The organism is Aquitalea pelogenes, assembly GCF_001515305.1.
Taxonomy (GTDB): domain Bacteria; phylum Pseudomonadota; class Gammaproteobacteria; order Burkholderiales; family Chromobacteriaceae; genus Aquitalea; species Aquitalea pelogenes.
Window position 1 is genome coordinate 1 of sequence record NZ_LNQV01000014.1, and the last position, 16,537, is coordinate 16,537.

Genomic DNA, 16,537 nt, shown 5'->3' on the forward strand with positions numbered 1-16,537 from the left:
CAATGCGCTGATGCATGGCCGCGATGGCACCAGCGGGGTGGACTGGACCCAGGTCAGCAAGGTGGGCTATTCGCTGCTGCTGTCGCCGCTGGTGGGCTTTTTCTGTGCTGCCCTGCTGCTGGTACTGCTCAAGCGTCTGGTGAAACAGCCGCAGCTGTTTGAAGCACCGGAAACCAAGGAGGCTCCGCCGTGGTGGATTCGCAGCCTGCTGGTTCTGACCTGTTCCGGCGTATCGTTTGCCCACGGCTCCAACGATGGCCAGAAAGGCATGGGCCTGATCATGCTGATTCTGGTCGGCACCGTACCGCTGTCCTATGGCCTGAACCGCGCCTTGCCTGCCAGCGAAATGGGCAAGTTCGTACTGGTGGCCCAGGCCACCCGACAGTCGCTGCAACAGGCGGCTCCGGCAGCAGCGCCGCTTGAGCCGCGCATGGTGCTGACCCGCTATATCCGCAACCAGCATTGGGAATCCGATGTGGTGCCGGCGCTGGCGGCGGTTACCGGCCAGATCGGCAAACAGATCGAAACCCACGGCACGCTGGCAGCGGTACCACAGGCATCAGTGGGCAATGTGCGCAATGACATGTACCTGGCGTCGGAATCCATTCGCCTGCTGCTGCAAAGCAAGGACGCGCATCTGGATCAGGCCACGCAGGCCAATCTGAAAACCTTCAAGGGCGAGCTGGATGCTGCCACCAAGTTCATTCCCACCTGGGTGAAAGTGACCGTGGCCATTGCACTGGGCCTGGGCACCATGGTGGGCTGGCGTCGCATCGTGGTGACCGTGGGCGAGAAAATCGGCAAAACCCATCTGACCTATGCCCAGGGTGCCTCTGCCGAGCTGGTGGCCATGAGCACCATTGGGGCTGCCGATGCCTTTGGCCTGCCGGTGTCCACCACCCATGTCTTGTCTTCCGGCGTCGCCGGGACCATGGCGGCCAACCGCTCCGGCCTGCAAATCGATACCATCCGCAATCTGCTGATGGCCTGGGTGCTGACCCTGCCGGTGGCCATTGCCCTGTCGGCCAGCCTGTACTGGGTGTTCAGCAAGCTGTTTGTCTGAGCCTGAGTCTGAGCGGGTGCCGTACTGCCATCGCGCTCACAACGCCCCATGAGAAAAGCCGCCCGAGGGCGGCTTTTTAGTGTTCCGGCAAAACGGAATCAGATCACATAGTCCTGCTGGCCGGAGGCATCTTTCAGGAATACCGCCAGCTTGCGCGGCGTCACGTACACGGTATCGCCCGGTACGATGCCCAGCGCGCGGAAGCGCTCCTTGCTGACTGCGGCCTCGATGGTCTGGCCATCGGCCTGCTGCAACTCCACCCGCACCACCGGCCCGACAGCGTGAATGTGCTCGACCCGGCCTTGCGCCAATGCACCTTCGGCCTGCAGGCTGAGGTCCAGATCATGTGGGCGTACATAGGCCACGGCAGCGTCGCCGTCGGCATCCTGATGCTGGCTCAGTGCCTGCTCGTAATTGCCAATGGTGAGCTGACCGGCATCCACCCGGCCGTGGAACAGGTTCACATCGCCCAGGAACTGGGTGACGAAAGGCGTGGCCGGATGTTCGTAGATATCATCCGGACGGCCCACTTGCTCGATATGACCGTGATCCATCACCACCACGCGGTCGGACACTTCCAGCGCTTCTTCCTGATCGTGGGTCACGAACACGCTGGTGATGTGCATGTCGTTGTGCAGGTCGCGCAGCCAGCGGCGCAAGTCCTTGCGCACCTTGGCATCCAGCGCACCAAAGGGTTCATCCAGCAGCAGCACCTTGGGTTCTACCGCCAGCGAGCGGGCCAGGGCGATACGCTGGCGCTGGCCGCCGGACAACTGGCCGGGATAGGCATCGGCCAGCCAGTCCAGCTGCACCATCTTCAGCAACTTCATCACCCGCTCGCGGATTTCCTCTTGCGACGGGCGTTCGCGGCGCGGCTTCACCGACAGGCCGAAGGCCACGTTGTCGAATACCGTCATATGGCGGAACAGGGCGTAATGCTGGAACACAAAGCCCACCTGACGCTCAGCCACATGGGTATTGGTGGCGTCGGCTCCGCCAAACAGCACCTGGCCGGCATCCGGCTTTTCCAGCCCGGCAATGATGCGCAGCAAGGTGGTCTTGCCGCAGCCGGACGGCCCCAGCAGCGCCAGCAGCTCGCCGGAAGCGACATCAAGACTGACATTGTCCAGTGCGGTGAACTGGCCAAACTGTTTGCGGATATTGCGGATTTCAATGCTCATCGTGGTTCTCCGGCCGCCGCCTGTGGCAGCGGTTCACATCATTCGGTTCAGGGTTGTGCCGCCTGGGCTTGCATGCGGGCTTCGGCAGTACGCAGGGTGGAGGCCTGTTGCTGGCGGTGCAGCCGCCATTCCACCAGCGACTTCACCAGCAGGGTCACCAGCGCCAGCAAGGCCAGCAGCGAGGCGCAGGCAAAGGCACCAACAAAGTTGTATTCGTTGTAAAGGATTTCCACATGCAGCGGGATGGTGTTGGTTTCGCCACGAATATGGCCGGACACCACGCTGACCGCGCCAAATTCGCCCATGGCGCGGGCATTGGTGAGGATGACCCCGTACAGCAGACCCCACTTGATATTGGGCAGTGTCACCTTGCGGAAGGTCTGCCAGCCGCTGGCCCCCAGCACGATGGCGGCTTGCTCTTCATCCGCCCCTTGCGACTGCATCAGCGGAATCAGCTCGCGGGCAACAAAAGGGAAGGTGACGAATACCGTGGCCAGCACGATGCCCGGCACGGCAAAAATCACCTGCAGGCCGTGGTCCTGCAGCCAGCTACCGGCAACAGTATTGGCACCGAACAGCAGGATGAACATCAGCCCCGCCACCACCGGCGACACGGCAAACGGCAGGTCGATCAGCGTGGTGAGCAGGCTTTTGCCGCGGAATTCAAAGCGTGCAATCGCCCAGGCGGCCGCCACACCAAACACCAGGTTGAGCGGCACCGCGATGGCGGCGGAAATCAGCGTCAGCTTGATGGCGGACAGGGCTTCCGGCTCCACCAGCGCACTCAGGTACAGCTGCCAGCCCTTGTGCAGCGCCTCCCAGAACACGCCGATCAGGGGCAACAGCAAGAACAGGAACAAAAATACCAGCGCCACGGCAGTCAGGGCATAGCGTACCGGGCGGCTTTCAGTCGTCAGAGTGGCCATGTTTACCCCTTAACGCGCACCGTGGCGGCGTGCGGCCCACCACTGGATCAGGTTGATCAACAACAGGAAGACAAAGGAAATACCCAGCATCACCAGTGCCACCGCGGTAGCGCCTTGCTGGTCGAACTGGTCCAGCTTGGAGACGATGATCAGCGGGGCGATTTCCGACACCATCGGAATATTGCCGGCAATGAAAATGACCGAGCCGTATTCACCGGTGGCGCGGGCAAAGGCCATGGTGCCACCGGTAATCAGCGAGGGCAGCGTGGCCGGAAAAATCACCCGGCGGAAAATGTCCCAGCGGCTGGCACCCAGGCAGGTAGCGGCTTCTTCCAGTTCCTTTTCCAGGTCTTCCAGCACCGGCTGTACGGTTCGCACCACAAAGGGCAGGCCGATGAAGGTGAGCGCCACGATGATGCCCAGCGGGGTGAACGCCACCTTGAGACCCAGCGGAGCCAGAAACTGGCCGATCCAGCCATTGGGCGCATACAGGGTGGTCAGCGCGATACCGGCCACTGCGGTAGGCAGGGCAAAGGGCAGGTCCACCAGCGCATCCACCAGCCGCTTGCCGGGGAAGGGGTAGCGCACCAGCACCCAGGCCACCAGAAAGCCGAATACCAGGTTGATGAGGGCGGACAGACCGGCAGTGGCAAAAGACAACCGGATGGATGCCATTACCCGCGGGCTGCCCACTGCAGCGGCGAAACCGTCCCAGCCCATGCCGACGGTGGAATACACCAGCGCGGCAAAAGGCAGCAGCACGATCAGCGCCAGCCAGAACAAAGTAATGCCGAAGCTGAGCCGGAAACCCGGCAGCACGCTATGGCGCAGATTGAGGATATTGCTCACAGTTACTCCGCTTAACGCTTGCTGTAGATCTGGTCAAACACGCCGCCATCGGCAAAGTGCTTTTGATTGACCGCCGCCCAGGAACCGAACACGCTTTGCACGGTAAAGGTTTTCACATAGGGAAACTGGGCATCGAATTTCTGCGCCACGGCCTTGTCCTGCGGGCGCAGATAGTTTTGTGCGGCAATGGTCTGGCCTTCGGTACTCCACAGGAAGCGCAGATAGTCTTCCGCCTGTTTGCGGCTACCTTTCTTGTCCACCACCTTGTCGACAATGGCCACCGGGTTTTCCGCCAGCACCGACAGCGGCGGGTAGACGATTTCAAAGCTGCCACGGCCGAATTCACGGGCAATCAGCTCGGCTTCGTTCTCGAAGGTCACCAGCACATCGCCAATCTGGCGCTGCATGAAGGTGGTGGTGGCGGCACGGCCACCGCCATCCAGCACCGGTACGTTCTTGAAGATGCCCGTCACCAGTGCGCGCGCCTTGGCTTCGCTGCCGCCCGGCTGCTTCAGCCCGGCACCCCAGGCCGCCAGATAGGTATAGCGGCCATTGCCGGAGGTTTTCGGATTGGGGATGATCACCTGCACACCCGGCTTGGCCAGGTCATTCCAGTCGCGCACCTTGTGCGGATTACCCTTGCGCACCAGGAACACCGTGGTGGAAGTAAACGGCACCGATGCATTGGGCAGGCGGCTGGACCAGTTGGCCGGAATCAGGCCGCGCGTAGCCAGCAGGTCGATGTCCGAGGCCTGGTTCATGGTGATGACATCCGCCGCCAGGCCATTGGCCACCGACAAGGCCTGCTTGCTGGAACCGCCGTGCGACTGCTGGATGGTGACGGTTTCCCCGGTCTTCGCCTTGTAGGCTTTCTGGAAGGCCGGGTTGTAGTCCTTGTAGAAATCGCGCATCACGTCGTAAGACACATTCAGCAAGCTGGCATCAGCCAGAACATGAGCGGATAGCAAAGCTGCCAGAACACCGGCAAACGCGCGCAATTTCATGATGGACTCCAGAATGGTGAGGTTGCATCATGCTAACCCGACAGCTTTATTCGATTTAATAATATTATTACCTACACTTATACAAAATTAATCTATCAATCCTGTGGCGGGTGACAAGCAAGTTTCCACTCGGCCATGCTGGCTGTCCGGAAACCAACACAGCCCGCTAGCCCTGAATGGCACCATCACAGCGCCAGGCCTTGCTGAATGGTGCTCAGTGCCGGCTCTGGCACGCTGGCGTGGTAATTGCATGGTATGCCAGGGCGACGTTCGGGTATGCTGATGCGCGCAAGCGGTTTGAGTACTGGGCAGGCTGGCGGCCACCCCAGTCCTGAAACCGTTTCTTTTTCAGGATCTGTCATGACCACACTCACCCCGCATCACCTGCGCCGTGAACTGAACGAAGAGGCGCATGCCCGGCCCTATGCCGCCATTCCCTCGCCTGCCCGGCTGACCTCGCTCAGCCTGTATTACGACTTTGACGACGCACCACAACGCGCGGCACTGGCCGATCTGGCCCAGCGCATGGGCCTGCCTGCGCCCCTGCCCAGCCAGGCTTATTACTCGGCCAGCGCAGGCGACTTGCTGGTGCGCTGGTCCTTGCATGCCGAATTTGCCCGTTACACCTTTATTGTCAGTGGCGATTGCAACGACCCGTTCGACCGCACCCCGCTGGACCGCATTCCTTCAGCCTGGCTGCGCGAGCTGCCCGGCGTGGTGCTGGTGGCACTGCACGCGGTGCTGTTGCCGGCTGAGCGGGAAACCGAGCTGGCCGACATGTCCAGCCGCTGGTTTGGCGGCCGCGAGCTGATTGGGGCCGAAATCGGCGATGGCAACGGCGCGGCCTATACCGACTTGCGACTGCATCCCGATGCCCGCCTGGCCGAAGGCTTCTCCCGTTATGTGGTGGTGGACCGCGCCATGGGCCCCAACCAGTCCGGCCGCATGCTGCAACGGCTGTTCGAGCTGGAAACCTACCGCATGCTCACCTTGCTGGCGCTGCCCATTGCCAAGAAGCAAATGCGTGATCTCGACAATCTGGGCATCGCGCTGCGTGCCATCACCGAACGCATGGCCAGTGGCGAGGGCAATGGCTCGGACGCACAACTGCTATCCGAGCTCACCGGCCTTGCCACCCGCGTGGAACAGCTGATTTCGGAAAGCCAGTACCGTTTTTCCGCCTCACAGGCCTACTACCGCCTGGTGGAAGCCCGCATTGGCGAATTGCGCGAACAGCGCATCTCCGGCATGCAGCCCTTCCGTGAATTCATGGAACGGCGGCTGTCCCCGGCAATGAACACCTGCGACACCGTGCTGCGGCGGCAAGACCGCATCACCGCCCGCCTGCAACGCACCACTGCGCTGCTGCGTACCCGGGTAGAAGTGCTGCATGAAGAACAGAACCGCGCCTTGCTGGCCAGCATGGACCGCCGCGCCGCCCTGCAACTGCGCTTGCAGGAAACGGTGGAAGGCCTGTCGGTGGGGGTGCTGACCTATTACATGGTGAGCCTGCTGCACCACCTGTTGGCTGCGGTGGAGTCCGTCGGCATCCATCTGAATGTGGAGCTGCTCACCGGCATCGCCATTCCGCTGGTGGCACTGGTGGTGTGGTTCAGCATGCACAAGCTGAAAGCCTCGCTCGGAAGCGGGCACGATTGAAGCCTGTCGGCCCGCCACCATCAGGCGGGCGATTTGTCAGGATACGCCGGGCCGCAACCCGTCCTTCCGGCCCAAGCAAGCCATTGTTTGACAATTATGATTGTCATTACACAGGCATTCCCGGAAAATCCCCGGTCTGTAACAGGGTCAGTGCCGTTTAGCCAGCACACACCTTCAAGCAAACCGGCAAATCAACATTACAACAGGCTCAGCCTCACCCCCGCACGGATTCACGCCATGACTCACCAGAACCAGAAGCTAAAACCCGTCCTGACCGGCTTTATCGCCATTGTTGTCGTCCTGCTGCTTGCTCTTGGCGGCATCACACTGTTCAGCCTGCAACGCATAGACCAGAGCGCCCATTACGAGCAGGACGTCACCAATGCATTGGTGCAGCACATGACGGACGTGCGCTACCACGTGGTGCAGATCCAGCAGTTTCTGACCGATGTCAGTGCCACCGGCGACGCCGATGGCTACAAGGACGCGGAAGAGCACTACCAGGCCCTGCAGAAAAACCTGCCGGCCATGATCAGCCTCGATCCGCAGCTCAGCAGCCAGGTTAATGGCATGCAACAGTCGCTGGACCAGTTTTACGCGGTGGGCAAGCGCATGGCCAAGGCCTATATCGATGGCGGACGCGAAGCGGGCAATGTGCTGATGAAGGAAAAGGGCAGCGGCTTTGATGACCGCGCCGAAGCACTGACCAAACAGGTTGAAGCCCTGAACGAGCACATCCACAAGGCCGATGACGCGGCCTATGCCGCGATGAACAAGACGGCGAATGATCTGCGCAACATGATGCTGGGCCTGACCGCCATGCTGGTGGTGGTGGTGGTGCTGGGCGGAGTACTGCTGTACCGCCGCGTGTTTGGCGTACTGGGCGGCGAACCCGCCCTTGCCATGGAAGTGGCCAACCGCATTGCCAGCGGCGACCTGAGCCAGCGCATCGAGCTGTCGTCCGCCAGCCAGGGCAGCCTGATGGACAGCCTGTCCACCATGCAACGCCAGCTGCGCAATATCACCAGCAATATCCGCACCTTGTCTGGCGAACTGGACAGCAGCGCCGACAGCATGAGCGGTGCCGCCCACAATCTGCAGCAAAGCAGCACGGTACAAAGCGAATCCACCCGCTCGATGAGCGTGTCGGTGGAAGAAGTGCTGCAAAGCATCCAGCAGCTGGGCAGCCAGAGCGACGACGTCGGCCACGAAGCCCGCAATGCCGGCGCCATGGTGAGCGATTGCGAACAGCTGATCCATGCCACCGCCAGCGACATCAGCCACATTGCCGAGCGCATCGGCAGTGCCGCCAGCGCGATTGACGACCTGGACAAGCAGACCGACGCCATTGCCTCCATTACGCGCACCATTCATGACATTGCCGATCAGACCAATCTGCTGGCGCTCAATGCCGCGATCGAGGCGGCACGCGCCGGGGAAATGGGCCGTGGCTTTGCCGTGGTGGCCGATGAAGTGCGCAAGCTGGCCGAGCGTACCGGCGTGGCCACGGTGGAAATTTCCGGTCAGATCGACACCATCCGCCAGGGCATGGGCAGCGTGGTGGGGGTGATGCAAAGCAGCGTGGATGCGTCCAATCACGGGGTGGAACAAACCCACAAGGCACGCGAAGCCATCAGCGGCATCCGCCAGAATACCGACCAGATCGCCCAGCACATCCAGGGCATCAGCCTGGCCTTGCATGAGCAGCAAACCGCCATGAGCGACATGGCCCAGCGTATCGAAGTGGTGGCCAACATGACCGAGGCCAACCAGGCCACGGTAGAAGCTTCCGCCGCCGCGTCCGACCAGCTGAGCAGCCATGCCAAGGCGCTGCATGCGGCCGTTGGCGTGTTCCGCACCTGATGCAAGCGCCATAAAAAAACCGCATCCTGCAAAGGATGCGGCTGAATCCACAGCCGGAAACTGACCCGTACCGGCTGCTTCCACCCAATCAATCGTCCGTCTAGGACTGCACCGCCTCGCGCACTTGCTCCAGCCCGGTCGGGTCGTCCAGCGTGGTCAGGTCACCCGGGTCACGCCCTTCGGCCAATGCCTGGATGGAGCGACGCAGCACCTTGCCGGAACGGGTCTTGGGCAACTGGTTGACGAAATACACCCGTGCCGGATTGGCAATGGCCCCCAGCTGGGATGCCACCTTGGCAATCACTTCTTTTTCCAGTGCGGCTTTCTTTTCCGGGTCTTTCAGTACCGACGGGTCGCGCAGCACGGCAAAGGCCTGCGGCACCTGCCCCTTCAGCGTGTCATGCACGCCCACCACCGCCACCTCGGCAATGGCGGAGTGACCGGACACTGCTTCTTCGATTTCCCGCGTACCCAGGCGGTGGCCAGCGACGTTGATCACGTCATCGGTGCGGCCAAGAATGGTGAAGTAGCCGTCGGCATCGCGAATGCCCCAGTCGAAGGAGGAGTACACCTTGCGGTCCTGGAACAGGCTAAAATAGGTGTTCACAAAACGCTCGTCCTGCCCCCACACCGTGCTCATGCAGCCCGGCGGCAGCGGCGGAATCACCGCAATCACACCCTTCTCGCCGGCCGGCACTTCCTCGCCGGTAGCCTCGTCCAGCAGCTTCACGTTATAGCCATACACCGGCAAGCCGGGGCTGCCCAGCTTGGTGGGCAGGGCTTCCACGCCATTGCACACGGTCAGCATCGGCCAGCCGGTTTCGGTCTGCCAGTAGTTGTCCAGCACCGGGATTTTCAGTTCTTCGGAAATCCAGCTGGCGGTGGGTTCGTCCAGCGGCTCGCCCGCCATGAACAGGGCACGCAGGCTGGACAGATCGTATTTGTGCAGCCATTCAGGGTCTTGCTTCTTCAACACACGGATGGCGGTGGGGGCGGAGAACATCACCGTGGCGCGGTATTTTTCCACCAGCTGCCACCAGATGCCCGGATCGGGACGAATCGGCAGGCCTTCGTACACCAGCGTGGCCATGCCACAGATCAGCGGGGCGTACACGATGTAGGAATGGCCCACCACCCAGCCGATGTCCGAGGTGGAGAAGAAGGTTTCCCCCGGCTTGCCGCCGTAGATGTATTCCATGCTGGACGCCAGCGCCACGGCATAGCCGCCGGTGTCGCGCTGCACACCCTTGGGTTTGCCGGTGGTGCCGGAGGTATACAGGATGTAGCTGGGATGGTTGGACTCGACCCACACCACCTCGGCGCGGTCGTCCTGATGCTGCTGACGCAGGGTGGCGTAATCCAGATCGCGCCCCGGCTTCATCATCGGCGCTTCGGCAAGGCCACGGTTGACCAGAATCACCTTGGCCGGGGCGGCGGCACCTGCCAGCTCCATGGCCTCGTCCACCAGCGGCTTGTAGGCAATCACCTTGCCACCGCGCATGCCGGCATCGGCGGTCACCAGCAGCTTGGGCGCGGCGTCTTCGATGCGGGTGGCCAGGCTGGCCGAGGCAAAGCCGCCAAACACCACCGAGTGAATCGCACCCAGCCGCACCGTGGCCAGCATGGCAAACACGGCTTCGGGAATCATCGGCATGTAGATCAGTACCCGGTCGCCCTTGCCCACGCCCTGTGCCTGCATGATGGAGGCAAAGCGGCTGACTTCTTCGTGCAGCTGGCGATAGGTGTAGGTGATTTCGGCACCGGTTTCGCTGGAGACATGAATCAGCGCGGCCTGGTCAGGCCGGGTTTCCAGGTGGCGGTCTACCGCGTTGTAACAGAGGTTGGTCTCGCCACCGGCAAACCATTGGCGAAACGGTGGATTGTCGTATTGCAGCACCTGCGTACAGGGCTTGTGCCAGTGAATCCGCTGTGCCTCGGCACCCCAGAAGACATCTGGCTGCTCGATGGAACGGCGGTGGAATTCTTGATAGGCGCTCATGCAGTCTCCCGAGGATGTAGGCTAGTTCATTGTTTTATTTATCAACCAAGCGGTTGCTAGATTAACAAAATAAGCCCTTTGCCTCACAGGGTCAAGCCTGATCACAGCCAGAGCCATCCGTGCAAGCTGGCCGGTGGGCCCAAAGCAACAGCCCTGGCCCTGCAATTACCGTAACTTCACTTGCAACAGATAATTACCAATTGATACGTATTTGATTAGCGATAAAGCAAAATTCATGGTGTCGTAACCGAATCATCATGCGGGAATCCTAGACTGCCGCCAGTCACTTCTTGCCGAGACACACCATGCCGCTAGACAGCACGCCCCAGCCCGCACACACCGCCACAATGGCTGGCCATCTGTTGCAAACGCCGCCAACCGTGAGCCCTTCTGACAACAACTACCACGTACTGGAGCTGTTCTCGCAGGACGAATCACTGGCCAACATTCCGGTGGTGGAACAGCAGCGCGCGGTCGGCATCATCAACCGCAATACCTTCATGAGCACGCTGGCACGGCCCTTCCATCGCGAAATTTTCGGCCGCAAGCCCTGCACCTCGTTCATGAATGCCAGCCCGCTGATCGTGGACTACCTCACACCCATCACCGAGCTGTCCTTCATGGCGCTGGAAGCAGACCGCAAGGTGCTGTCCGACGGTTTCCTGATCAATCTGGACAATGCGTATGCCGGCATGGGCCAGGGGGTGTCGCTGATGCAGGCGCTGGCCGACCAGCAGGCAGAAAAGCACCGTCAGATGATGGAGAGCATCAACTACGCCAGCGTGATCCAGCAGTCTTTCCTGCAAAGTTCGCGCCGCGACATGGCCGCCGCGCTGGACGACTACTTCATGGTATGGGCCCCGCGCGACATCGTTGGTGGCGACTACTACTACTTCGTCAAACGGCCGGACGGTTTCTTTGTGGCGGTCATCGACTGCACCGGCCATGGCGTGCCGGGTGCCTTCATGACGCTGATCATGGCCTCCACCCTGAAACAGGTACTGAGCAGCCACGACCTGCACAACCCGGCCGCCCTGCTACGCGCCATCAACCAGCAGGTCAAGCAGTCGCTGGGCCAGCTCACCCCGGAAGAAGCCGGCCTTGCCGATCACCCGGAACTGAACTCGGACGACGGCATGGACGGAGCCTTCTGCTGGTTCGACAACGCCAGCCGCACCCTTACCTACGCCTCGGCCAAGACGCCGTTGTTTGTTCTGCAGCCGGGTAAGGACGAAGTAGACACACTGGACGGCAACAAGAAGGGCGTGGGCTATGTCGGCACCCCGCTGGACTATCACTGGGACAACCACCAGGTGCAATTGCCGCCGGGCAGCCGCTTGTATATCAGCACCGACGGCATCATCGACCAGATCGGCGGCCCCAAGCGCATTTGCTTTGGCAAAAAGCGGCTGAAGGAAAACATCCTCAAGCACGCTGGCAAGCCGATGCAGCAACAACAAAAACTGCTGATCGACGCCTTCCTCAAGTGGCAGGGCGAGAACAGCCGCCGCGACGACGTCAGCCTGTTCGGCGTCCACCTGGCCTGACCCATCAACATTGCAAGTGAGCACAGCATGAGCCTGACCGACTTTCACCGATTCAAGGAACTGGCCCGCCAGGAAAACGTGGTGTTTTTCTATACCGGCTACTTCTCGCAAAGCATTGTCACTGCCATGGGCGATTCGCTGCGCCTGCGGCTGGCCAGCCTGGACGCCAGCCAGACCGCCCGCCGCAAGCTGTTTTCCGTCTTCGTGGAAATGGCACAAAACGTGGTGCATTACTCCGCCGACCATCTGAGCGCCAGCAGCGCCGCCGACCATGAAATCCGCATGGGCTCCCTGTGGGTGGGCGAAACCGACGGCCAGTTTTACGTGGTCTGCGCCAACCCCATCACCCCGGAAGGCGTGGAGCACATCCGCGCCAAGCTGGAACCGCTGCGCACCATGACCAATGAAGAAATCAAGGCACGCTACAAGGAAAAGCTGCGCGCGGAAGGCGAAGCCGGCAGCAAGGGCGCCGGCCTTGGTTTTCTTACCGTGGCGCGTGACTCCAGCAATCCCATCGAATTCGATTTTGTTGAAGAAAACGACGGCAAACCCTTCACCACCTTCTACCTCAAAGCCACCATTTAAAAGCAGCCATCATGCAAAACCTGTATATCGCGCCCACTTCGTCCACCCCGGAAGTGAATTTCCAGTTTGACCGCCACCAGCTGAGCCTGCGCGGCGAGAGCTATCCGGAAAACGCCCACGCCTTCTTCGGCCCCATCATGCAGGCCATCAAAGCCTACCTGCCCACCCTGCAATCCACCCAGGTCACGGTGGACGTGCAGCTGGCCTACTTCAACAGTTCCAGCACCAAGGTGTTGCTGGAATTGTTCAGCCTGTTCAATGACGCAGCAGTGGCAGGCAATTACGTCACCCTCAACTGGCACTACATCGAGGACGACGAAACCATTCTGGAATTCGGCCAGGAAGTGGCGGATGACTTCACCGCGCTGGATTTCCACCCCTGCGCACTGGTGGAATAAGCCACTGTCCGACAATATCCATCTGGCGGCTGACTGGATACGGCAGCAGGTTTTGGGGTAATCTGGCTGACTACCCCGACAAGATCTGATTCAGGACATCCGCCATGAATGTGAAGGACTACATGCAGCGCGTCGGCCAGGCGGCGCGCAAAGCCAGCCGCGCCATTGCCAAGGCTGATACCCGCCAGAAAAACCAGGCACTCAATGCCATGGCCGATGCCATCGTGCGTGACAGCGCCAAACTGTTGGCGGCCAACCAGCAAGACCTGGACGCTGCCCGCGCCGCCGGGCTGGACGCCGCCTTCATCGACCGTCTGGCCCTGTCTGACGCCACCGTGGCCAGCATGGCCGAAGGCCTGCGCCAGATCGCCGCCCTGCCGGACCCGGTGGGTGAAATGGACGATTTTTGCTACCGCCCTTCCGGCATCCAGCTGGGCAAGATGCGTGTGCCGCTGGGCGTGGTAGGCATCATTTACGAAGCCCGCCCCAATGTCACCGCCGATGCCGCCGGCCTGTGCCTGAAATCCGGTAATGCCACCATCCTGCGTGGCGGCTCGGAAGCCTTCCACAGCAACCAGGCCATTGCCGCCTGTGTCAGCGAAGGCCTGCGGGTAGCCGGTCTGCCCGCCGAAGTGGTGCAGGTAGTGGAAACCACCGACCGCGCCGCCGTGGGCGAGTTGATCACCATGCAGCAATACGTCGACGTGATTGTGCCGCGTGGCGGCAAGAGCCTGATCGCCCGCATCAGTGCCGAAGCACGCGTACCGGTGATCAAGCATCTGGATGGCAATTGCCATGTCTATATCGACGACACCGCCAATCCGGACAAGGCATTCAATATCGCGATGAATGCCAAGACCCAGCGCTATGCACCGTGCAACACCATGGAAACCCTGCTGGTGCACACCGCGTTTGCCGAATTCATCCTGCCGCGTCTGGCTGAGGCCTACTGGGAAAAAGGCGTGGAATTGCGTGGCTGCGAACGCACCCGTGCCATCCTGGGTGACCAGGTACTGACGGCGACGGAAGAGGACTGGTTTACCGAATACTCCGCCCCGATTCTGGCCATCAAAGTGGTGAAGGATCTGGACGAAGCCATCGAGCACATCAACCACTACGGTAGTCATCACACCGATGCCATCGTCAGCGAAGACTACGGCCGCGCCCGTCGCTTCCTGCGCGAAGTGGACTCCTCCAGCGTGATGGTGAACGCCAGCACCCGCTTTGCCGACGGCTTCGAATATGGCCTGGGCGCGGAAATCGGCATTTCCACCGACAAGATCCACGCCCGTGGCCCGGTAGGACTGGAAGGCCTCACCAGCCAGAAATGGGTGGTGCTGGGTGACGGTCAGGTGCGCGGCTAAGCCGGACTGATCGCAGCAAAAACCGGCTCCGGCCGGTTTTTTGTGCCTGCCACATGCACCAGCAGCGGCAATTTCCCCACAGGCAGTCCGGGGGCCCGGACAAAATCCGGCCACCGCTTGCCAGCCCGCAACGGCTTCTCTAGTGTAGGAAAACTTGGCAGACCGGGGGGTCATCATGCTGCAATGGCTGCTTGCCACGCTTCATCTGCTGGCGCTGGGCTGCGGCCTGGGTGCCATCGCCGCACGCGGGCGCAATCTGGCTGATCAGCCCGATGCCCCGGCCTGGCAGCGCAGCCTGCGCGCCAACAACTGGTGGCATCTGGCGCTATGCCTGTGGCTGGCAAGCGGCCTGATGATACTGGGCCAGCACCCGGAGCAGCTGTGGATTTCCGGCAGGCTGTCGCCAGTGGCCCTTGCCAAACTGTTGGGCTGCCTGCTGCTGTTCATGCAGGAATGGCGCAGCCTGTCCCTGCTGCGCCAATGCCGCGAACGACTGGAAAGGGGCCGCTTGCCCGCAGATGAGCTGCGCAGTCGGCTATACCGCGCCAGCCGCCGGCAACTGGCCTTGCTGCTGCTGTTGCTGCTGTTGTCCACCGCCTGGCATGCCGGGCTGTTCAAAACTCCTTAACATCTGCCCGCCCGGAGGGTGGAACCAGCCCCCAGGCACAGCACTCCATCCGTTTTTATTGTCGGGAAACCAACCCATGCCACCACAGACCCTGTCCCGCATCCTGCCTGCCCTGGCCTGCCTTGGCATTTTTTCCGCCAGCATCAGCGCGCAGGCAGAAAGCACCTTGCAATTACAGTCCGCCAAAGCCCCGGCAGAAGTCGCCGAATGCTTGCAGCAGGGCATGCGCCGGCTGAAGATTCCAGACGATTATGTGAAACGGGACACCGCCAGTGACGGTGCCGCCGCCATCCGTCTGCTCAATCCGGTCAGCAACAACACCAGCCTGCAAGTCAGCATCACACCGCAAGCATCGGGAAGTCAGGTGCAGGTGGACCAGAACGGCATCCCGCTCACCCCGCCCTGGCAACGGATGATCAAACGTTGCGCCGAATGAACACACAGGCAATCCCAGGCCTGCCATGACAACCCAGCCGTCCTGCCGGATGGCTGTGGATAATATGCAAAACCGGCACAGATCAGTGGATAGCCTGAATAGTTTCTGCACAAGCTGTGGATAAATTGTGTTTTCATGCACATTTGTGTGACAAGCCCCACCACTGACGACGCAACACGCTGTGTACAAAGCGCAAGGCAACACCTGTAGCGGTGGATACTGTGCACAGCCTGTGGATGTTTCTGTGGATAACATCCACATGACAAATACCTGTACAAGGGGCAAGATTCCCGTTTTGCCCTCCCCCTTTCACCGCCATGTCCTTGTTCCCGCTGCCCTGTGGCGACCATCTGCTGCACGGCGATCAACTGCATTGCGCGCAACCACGCACCCACCTGCTGTTGCTGCACGGTGCTGGCAATGGTCAGCGCGCGCCTTTTCAGCCCCTGCGTCAGACCTTGCAACAACAAGGCATTGCCAGCACGCCTTTGATTTTGTCGGCCATGGCGACACCGGCGGCAGCCTGACTGGCTCCAGCCTGGCACACCGTGTCCGCCAGGCCGAAACCGTGCTGGTTGCCGGTGGGCTGCACACACAGCCCCTGGCCTTGCTGGGCAGCAGCATGGGCGCTTATATCGCCATCCGGCTGCTGGACGACATTCAATGCAGCCACCTGATCCTGCAAGTACCCGGCGCTTACACGCCAGATGCCTTTGCCGTCCCGTTCGGCCCGGCGTTCAGCGCGTGCTGCGCCAGCAGAACAGCTGGCTGGATAGCGATGCCTGGGACAGGCTGGCTGGTTTTCGCGGCCATCTGCTGCTGGTGGAAGCAGAACACGATGCCGTGATTCCCCGCGCGCTGAGCCAGCGGCTGCATGACAGCGCCAGTCAGGCCAAAAGCCGCAGCCGCTTGCTGATTGACGGTGCCGGCCACCTGCTGGCTGCCCACTGGCAAGCCCATCCGGACGCCGCCCGGCGCTATCAGCAGCACATTGCCCGCTTCCTGCTGCAGGACTGAAGCCGCCGCAAGCAGCGC

16 protein-coding genes are annotated in these 16,537 nt (G+C 61.3%); 11 read left to right on the plus strand and 5 right to left on the minus strand.

Annotated elements, in window-relative coordinates; genetic code table 11:
* The coding region (locus AWT75_RS07775; protein WP_062788671.1) for an inorganic phosphate transporter at nucleotides 1-1,063 on the plus strand (1,063 nt) is incomplete at its 5' end.
* A gap of 98 nt (nucleotides 1,064-1,161) precedes the next feature.
* Here AWT75_RS07775 and AWT75_RS07780 read toward each other — a convergent pair.
* From AWT75_RS07780 to AWT75_RS07795, 4 genes are read right to left on the minus strand one after another with little or no spacing between them, the layout of a single operon-like run.
* Nucleotides 1,162-2,244, minus strand: coding sequence for a sulfate/molybdate ABC transporter ATP-binding protein (locus tag AWT75_RS07780; protein WP_045846443.1), 1,083 nt, complete (start codon nucleotides 2,242-2,244; stop codon nucleotides 1,162-1,164).
* A 47-nt stretch (nucleotides 2,245-2,291) separates the two neighbouring features.
* Nucleotides 2,292-3,170: a sulfate ABC transporter permease subunit CysW gene (gene cysW / locus AWT75_RS07785; protein ID WP_062788673.1), complete on the minus strand. Its 879-nt coding sequence runs from the start codon at nucleotides 3,168-3,170 to the stop codon at nucleotides 2,292-2,294.
* A gap of 9 nt (nucleotides 3,171-3,179) precedes the next feature.
* Nucleotides 3,180-4,010 carry a sulfate ABC transporter permease subunit CysT gene (gene cysT, locus AWT75_RS07790; RefSeq protein ID WP_153013272.1) on the minus strand — a complete coding sequence of 277 codons (831 nt, stop codon included), beginning with the start codon at nucleotides 4,008-4,010 and terminating at the stop codon, nucleotides 3,180-3,182.
* Nucleotides 4,011-4,030: 20 nt separating this feature from the next.
* Nucleotides 4,031-5,023 (minus strand): sulfate ABC transporter substrate-binding protein, encoded by a 993-nt coding sequence (locus AWT75_RS07795; protein ID WP_062788675.1) that lies wholly within the window; start codon nucleotides 5,021-5,023, stop codon nucleotides 4,031-4,033.
* Between the two features lie 360 nt (nucleotides 5,024-5,383).
* On the opposite strand from AWT75_RS07795, the gene AWT75_RS07800 reads away from it, so the two are divergent.
* Nucleotides 5,384-6,682 carry a DUF3422 family protein gene (locus AWT75_RS07800; protein WP_062788677.1) on the plus strand — a complete coding sequence of 433 codons (1,299 nt, stop codon included), beginning with the start codon at nucleotides 5,384-5,386 and terminating at the stop codon, nucleotides 6,680-6,682.
* 237 nt (nucleotides 6,683-6,919) lie between these two features.
* Nucleotides 6,920-8,545: a methyl-accepting chemotaxis protein gene (locus tag AWT75_RS07805; protein WP_062788679.1), complete on the plus strand. Its 1,626-nt coding sequence runs from the start codon at nucleotides 6,920-6,922 to the stop codon at nucleotides 8,543-8,545.
* A 100-nt stretch (nucleotides 8,546-8,645) separates the two neighbouring features.
* Here AWT75_RS07805 and AWT75_RS07810 read toward each other — a convergent pair whose 3' ends face one another.
* Complete coding sequence (locus AWT75_RS07810) at nucleotides 8,646-10,544, minus strand: propionate--CoA ligase (RefSeq protein ID WP_062788681.1); 1,899 nt, start codon at nucleotides 10,542-10,544, stop codon at nucleotides 8,646-8,648.
* 380 nt (nucleotides 10,545-10,924) lie between these two features.
* On the opposite strand from AWT75_RS07810, the gene AWT75_RS07815 reads away from it, so the two are divergent.
* The 8 genes from AWT75_RS07815 to AWT75_RS07850 all read left to right on the plus strand — a co-directional run bounded on the left by AWT75_RS07815 (nucleotide 10,925) and on the right by AWT75_RS07850 (nucleotide 16,519).
* On the plus strand, nucleotides 10,925-12,091 hold the full coding sequence (locus AWT75_RS07815) for a PP2C family protein-serine/threonine phosphatase (RefSeq protein WP_197077155.1): 1,167 nt from the start codon (nucleotides 10,925-10,927) through the stop codon (nucleotides 12,089-12,091).
* A 27-nt stretch (nucleotides 12,092-12,118) separates the two neighbouring features.
* The gene (locus AWT75_RS07820; RefSeq protein WP_062788682.1) at nucleotides 12,119-12,676 is read left to right on the plus strand and encodes a SiaB family protein kinase; all 558 of its coding nucleotides are present in this window, start codon (nucleotides 12,119-12,121) and stop codon (nucleotides 12,674-12,676) included.
* Between the two features lie 11 nt (nucleotides 12,677-12,687).
* Nucleotides 12,688-13,074, plus strand: a complete 387-nt coding sequence (locus AWT75_RS07825; protein ID WP_062788683.1) for a DUF1987 domain-containing protein — start codon at nucleotides 12,688-12,690, stop codon at nucleotides 13,072-13,074.
* Between the two features lie 104 nt (nucleotides 13,075-13,178).
* Nucleotides 13,179-14,438, plus strand: a complete 1,260-nt coding sequence (locus tag AWT75_RS07830) for a glutamate-5-semialdehyde dehydrogenase (protein WP_062788685.1) — start codon at nucleotides 13,179-13,181, stop codon at nucleotides 14,436-14,438.
* Between the two features lie 175 nt (nucleotides 14,439-14,613).
* Complete coding sequence (locus AWT75_RS07835) at nucleotides 14,614-15,066, plus strand: DUF2214 family protein (RefSeq protein WP_062788687.1); 453 nt, start codon at nucleotides 14,614-14,616, stop codon at nucleotides 15,064-15,066.
* A gap of 76 nt (nucleotides 15,067-15,142) precedes the next feature.
* On the plus strand, nucleotides 15,143-15,502 hold the full coding sequence (locus tag AWT75_RS07840) for a hypothetical protein (protein ID WP_062788689.1): 360 nt from the start codon (nucleotides 15,143-15,145) through the stop codon (nucleotides 15,500-15,502).
* 259 nt (nucleotides 15,503-15,761) lie between these two features.
* Complete coding sequence (locus AWT75_RS23805; protein WP_420835419.1) at nucleotides 15,762-16,349, plus strand: serine aminopeptidase domain-containing protein; 588 nt, start codon at nucleotides 15,762-15,764, stop codon at nucleotides 16,347-16,349.
* Entirely contained in the window at nucleotides 16,247-16,519 is a 273-nt protein-coding gene (locus AWT75_RS07850; protein ID WP_062788693.1) for an alpha/beta fold hydrolase, read from the plus strand. Before AWT75_RS23805 ends, AWT75_RS07850 begins: the two co-directional genes overlap by 103 nt.
* The last annotated feature ends 18 nt before the right edge of the window (nucleotides 16,520-16,537 follow it).

What these genes read in the sequence shown, in the direction of transcription:
- AWT75_RS07835 (WP_062788687.1), top strand. Translation starts at nt 14,614, where the DNA reads ATGCTGCAATGGCTGCTTGCCACGCTTCATCTGCTGGCGCTGGGCTGC.
- AWT75_RS07800 (WP_062788677.1), top strand. Translation starts at nt 5,384, where the DNA reads ATGACCACACTCACCCCGCATCACCTGCGCCGTGAACTGAACGAAGAG.
- AWT75_RS07825 (WP_062788683.1), top strand. Translation starts at nt 12,688, where the DNA reads ATGCAAAACCTGTATATCGCGCCCACTTCGTCCACCCCGGAAGTGAAT.
- AWT75_RS07810 (WP_062788681.1), bottom strand. Translation starts at nt 10,544, where the DNA reads ATGAGCGCCTATCAAGAATTCCACCGCCGTTCCATCGAGCAGCCAGAT.
- AWT75_RS07840 (WP_062788689.1), top strand. Translation starts at nt 15,143, where the DNA reads ATGCCACCACAGACCCTGTCCCGCATCCTGCCTGCCCTGGCCTGCCTT.
- AWT75_RS07805 (WP_062788679.1), top strand. Translation starts at nt 6,920, where the DNA reads ATGACTCACCAGAACCAGAAGCTAAAACCCGTCCTGACCGGCTTTATC.
- AWT75_RS07795 (WP_062788675.1), bottom strand. Translation starts at nt 5,023, where the DNA reads ATGAAATTGCGCGCGTTTGCCGGTGTTCTGGCAGCTTTGCTATCCGCT.
- AWT75_RS23805 (WP_420835419.1), top strand. Translation starts at nt 15,762, where the DNA reads ATGACAAATACCTGTACAAGGGGCAAGATTCCCGTTTTGCCCTCCCCC.
- AWT75_RS07830 (WP_062788685.1), top strand. Translation starts at nt 13,179, where the DNA reads ATGAATGTGAAGGACTACATGCAGCGCGTCGGCCAGGCGGCGCGCAAA.
- AWT75_RS07820 (WP_062788682.1), top strand. Translation starts at nt 12,119, where the DNA reads ATGAGCCTGACCGACTTTCACCGATTCAAGGAACTGGCCCGCCAGGAA.
- AWT75_RS07780 (WP_045846443.1), bottom strand. Translation starts at nt 2,244, where the DNA reads ATGAGCATTGAAATCCGCAATATCCGCAAACAGTTTGGCCAGTTCACC.
- cysW (WP_062788673.1), bottom strand. Translation starts at nt 3,170, where the DNA reads ATGGCCACTCTGACGACTGAAAGCCGCCCGGTACGCTATGCCCTGACT.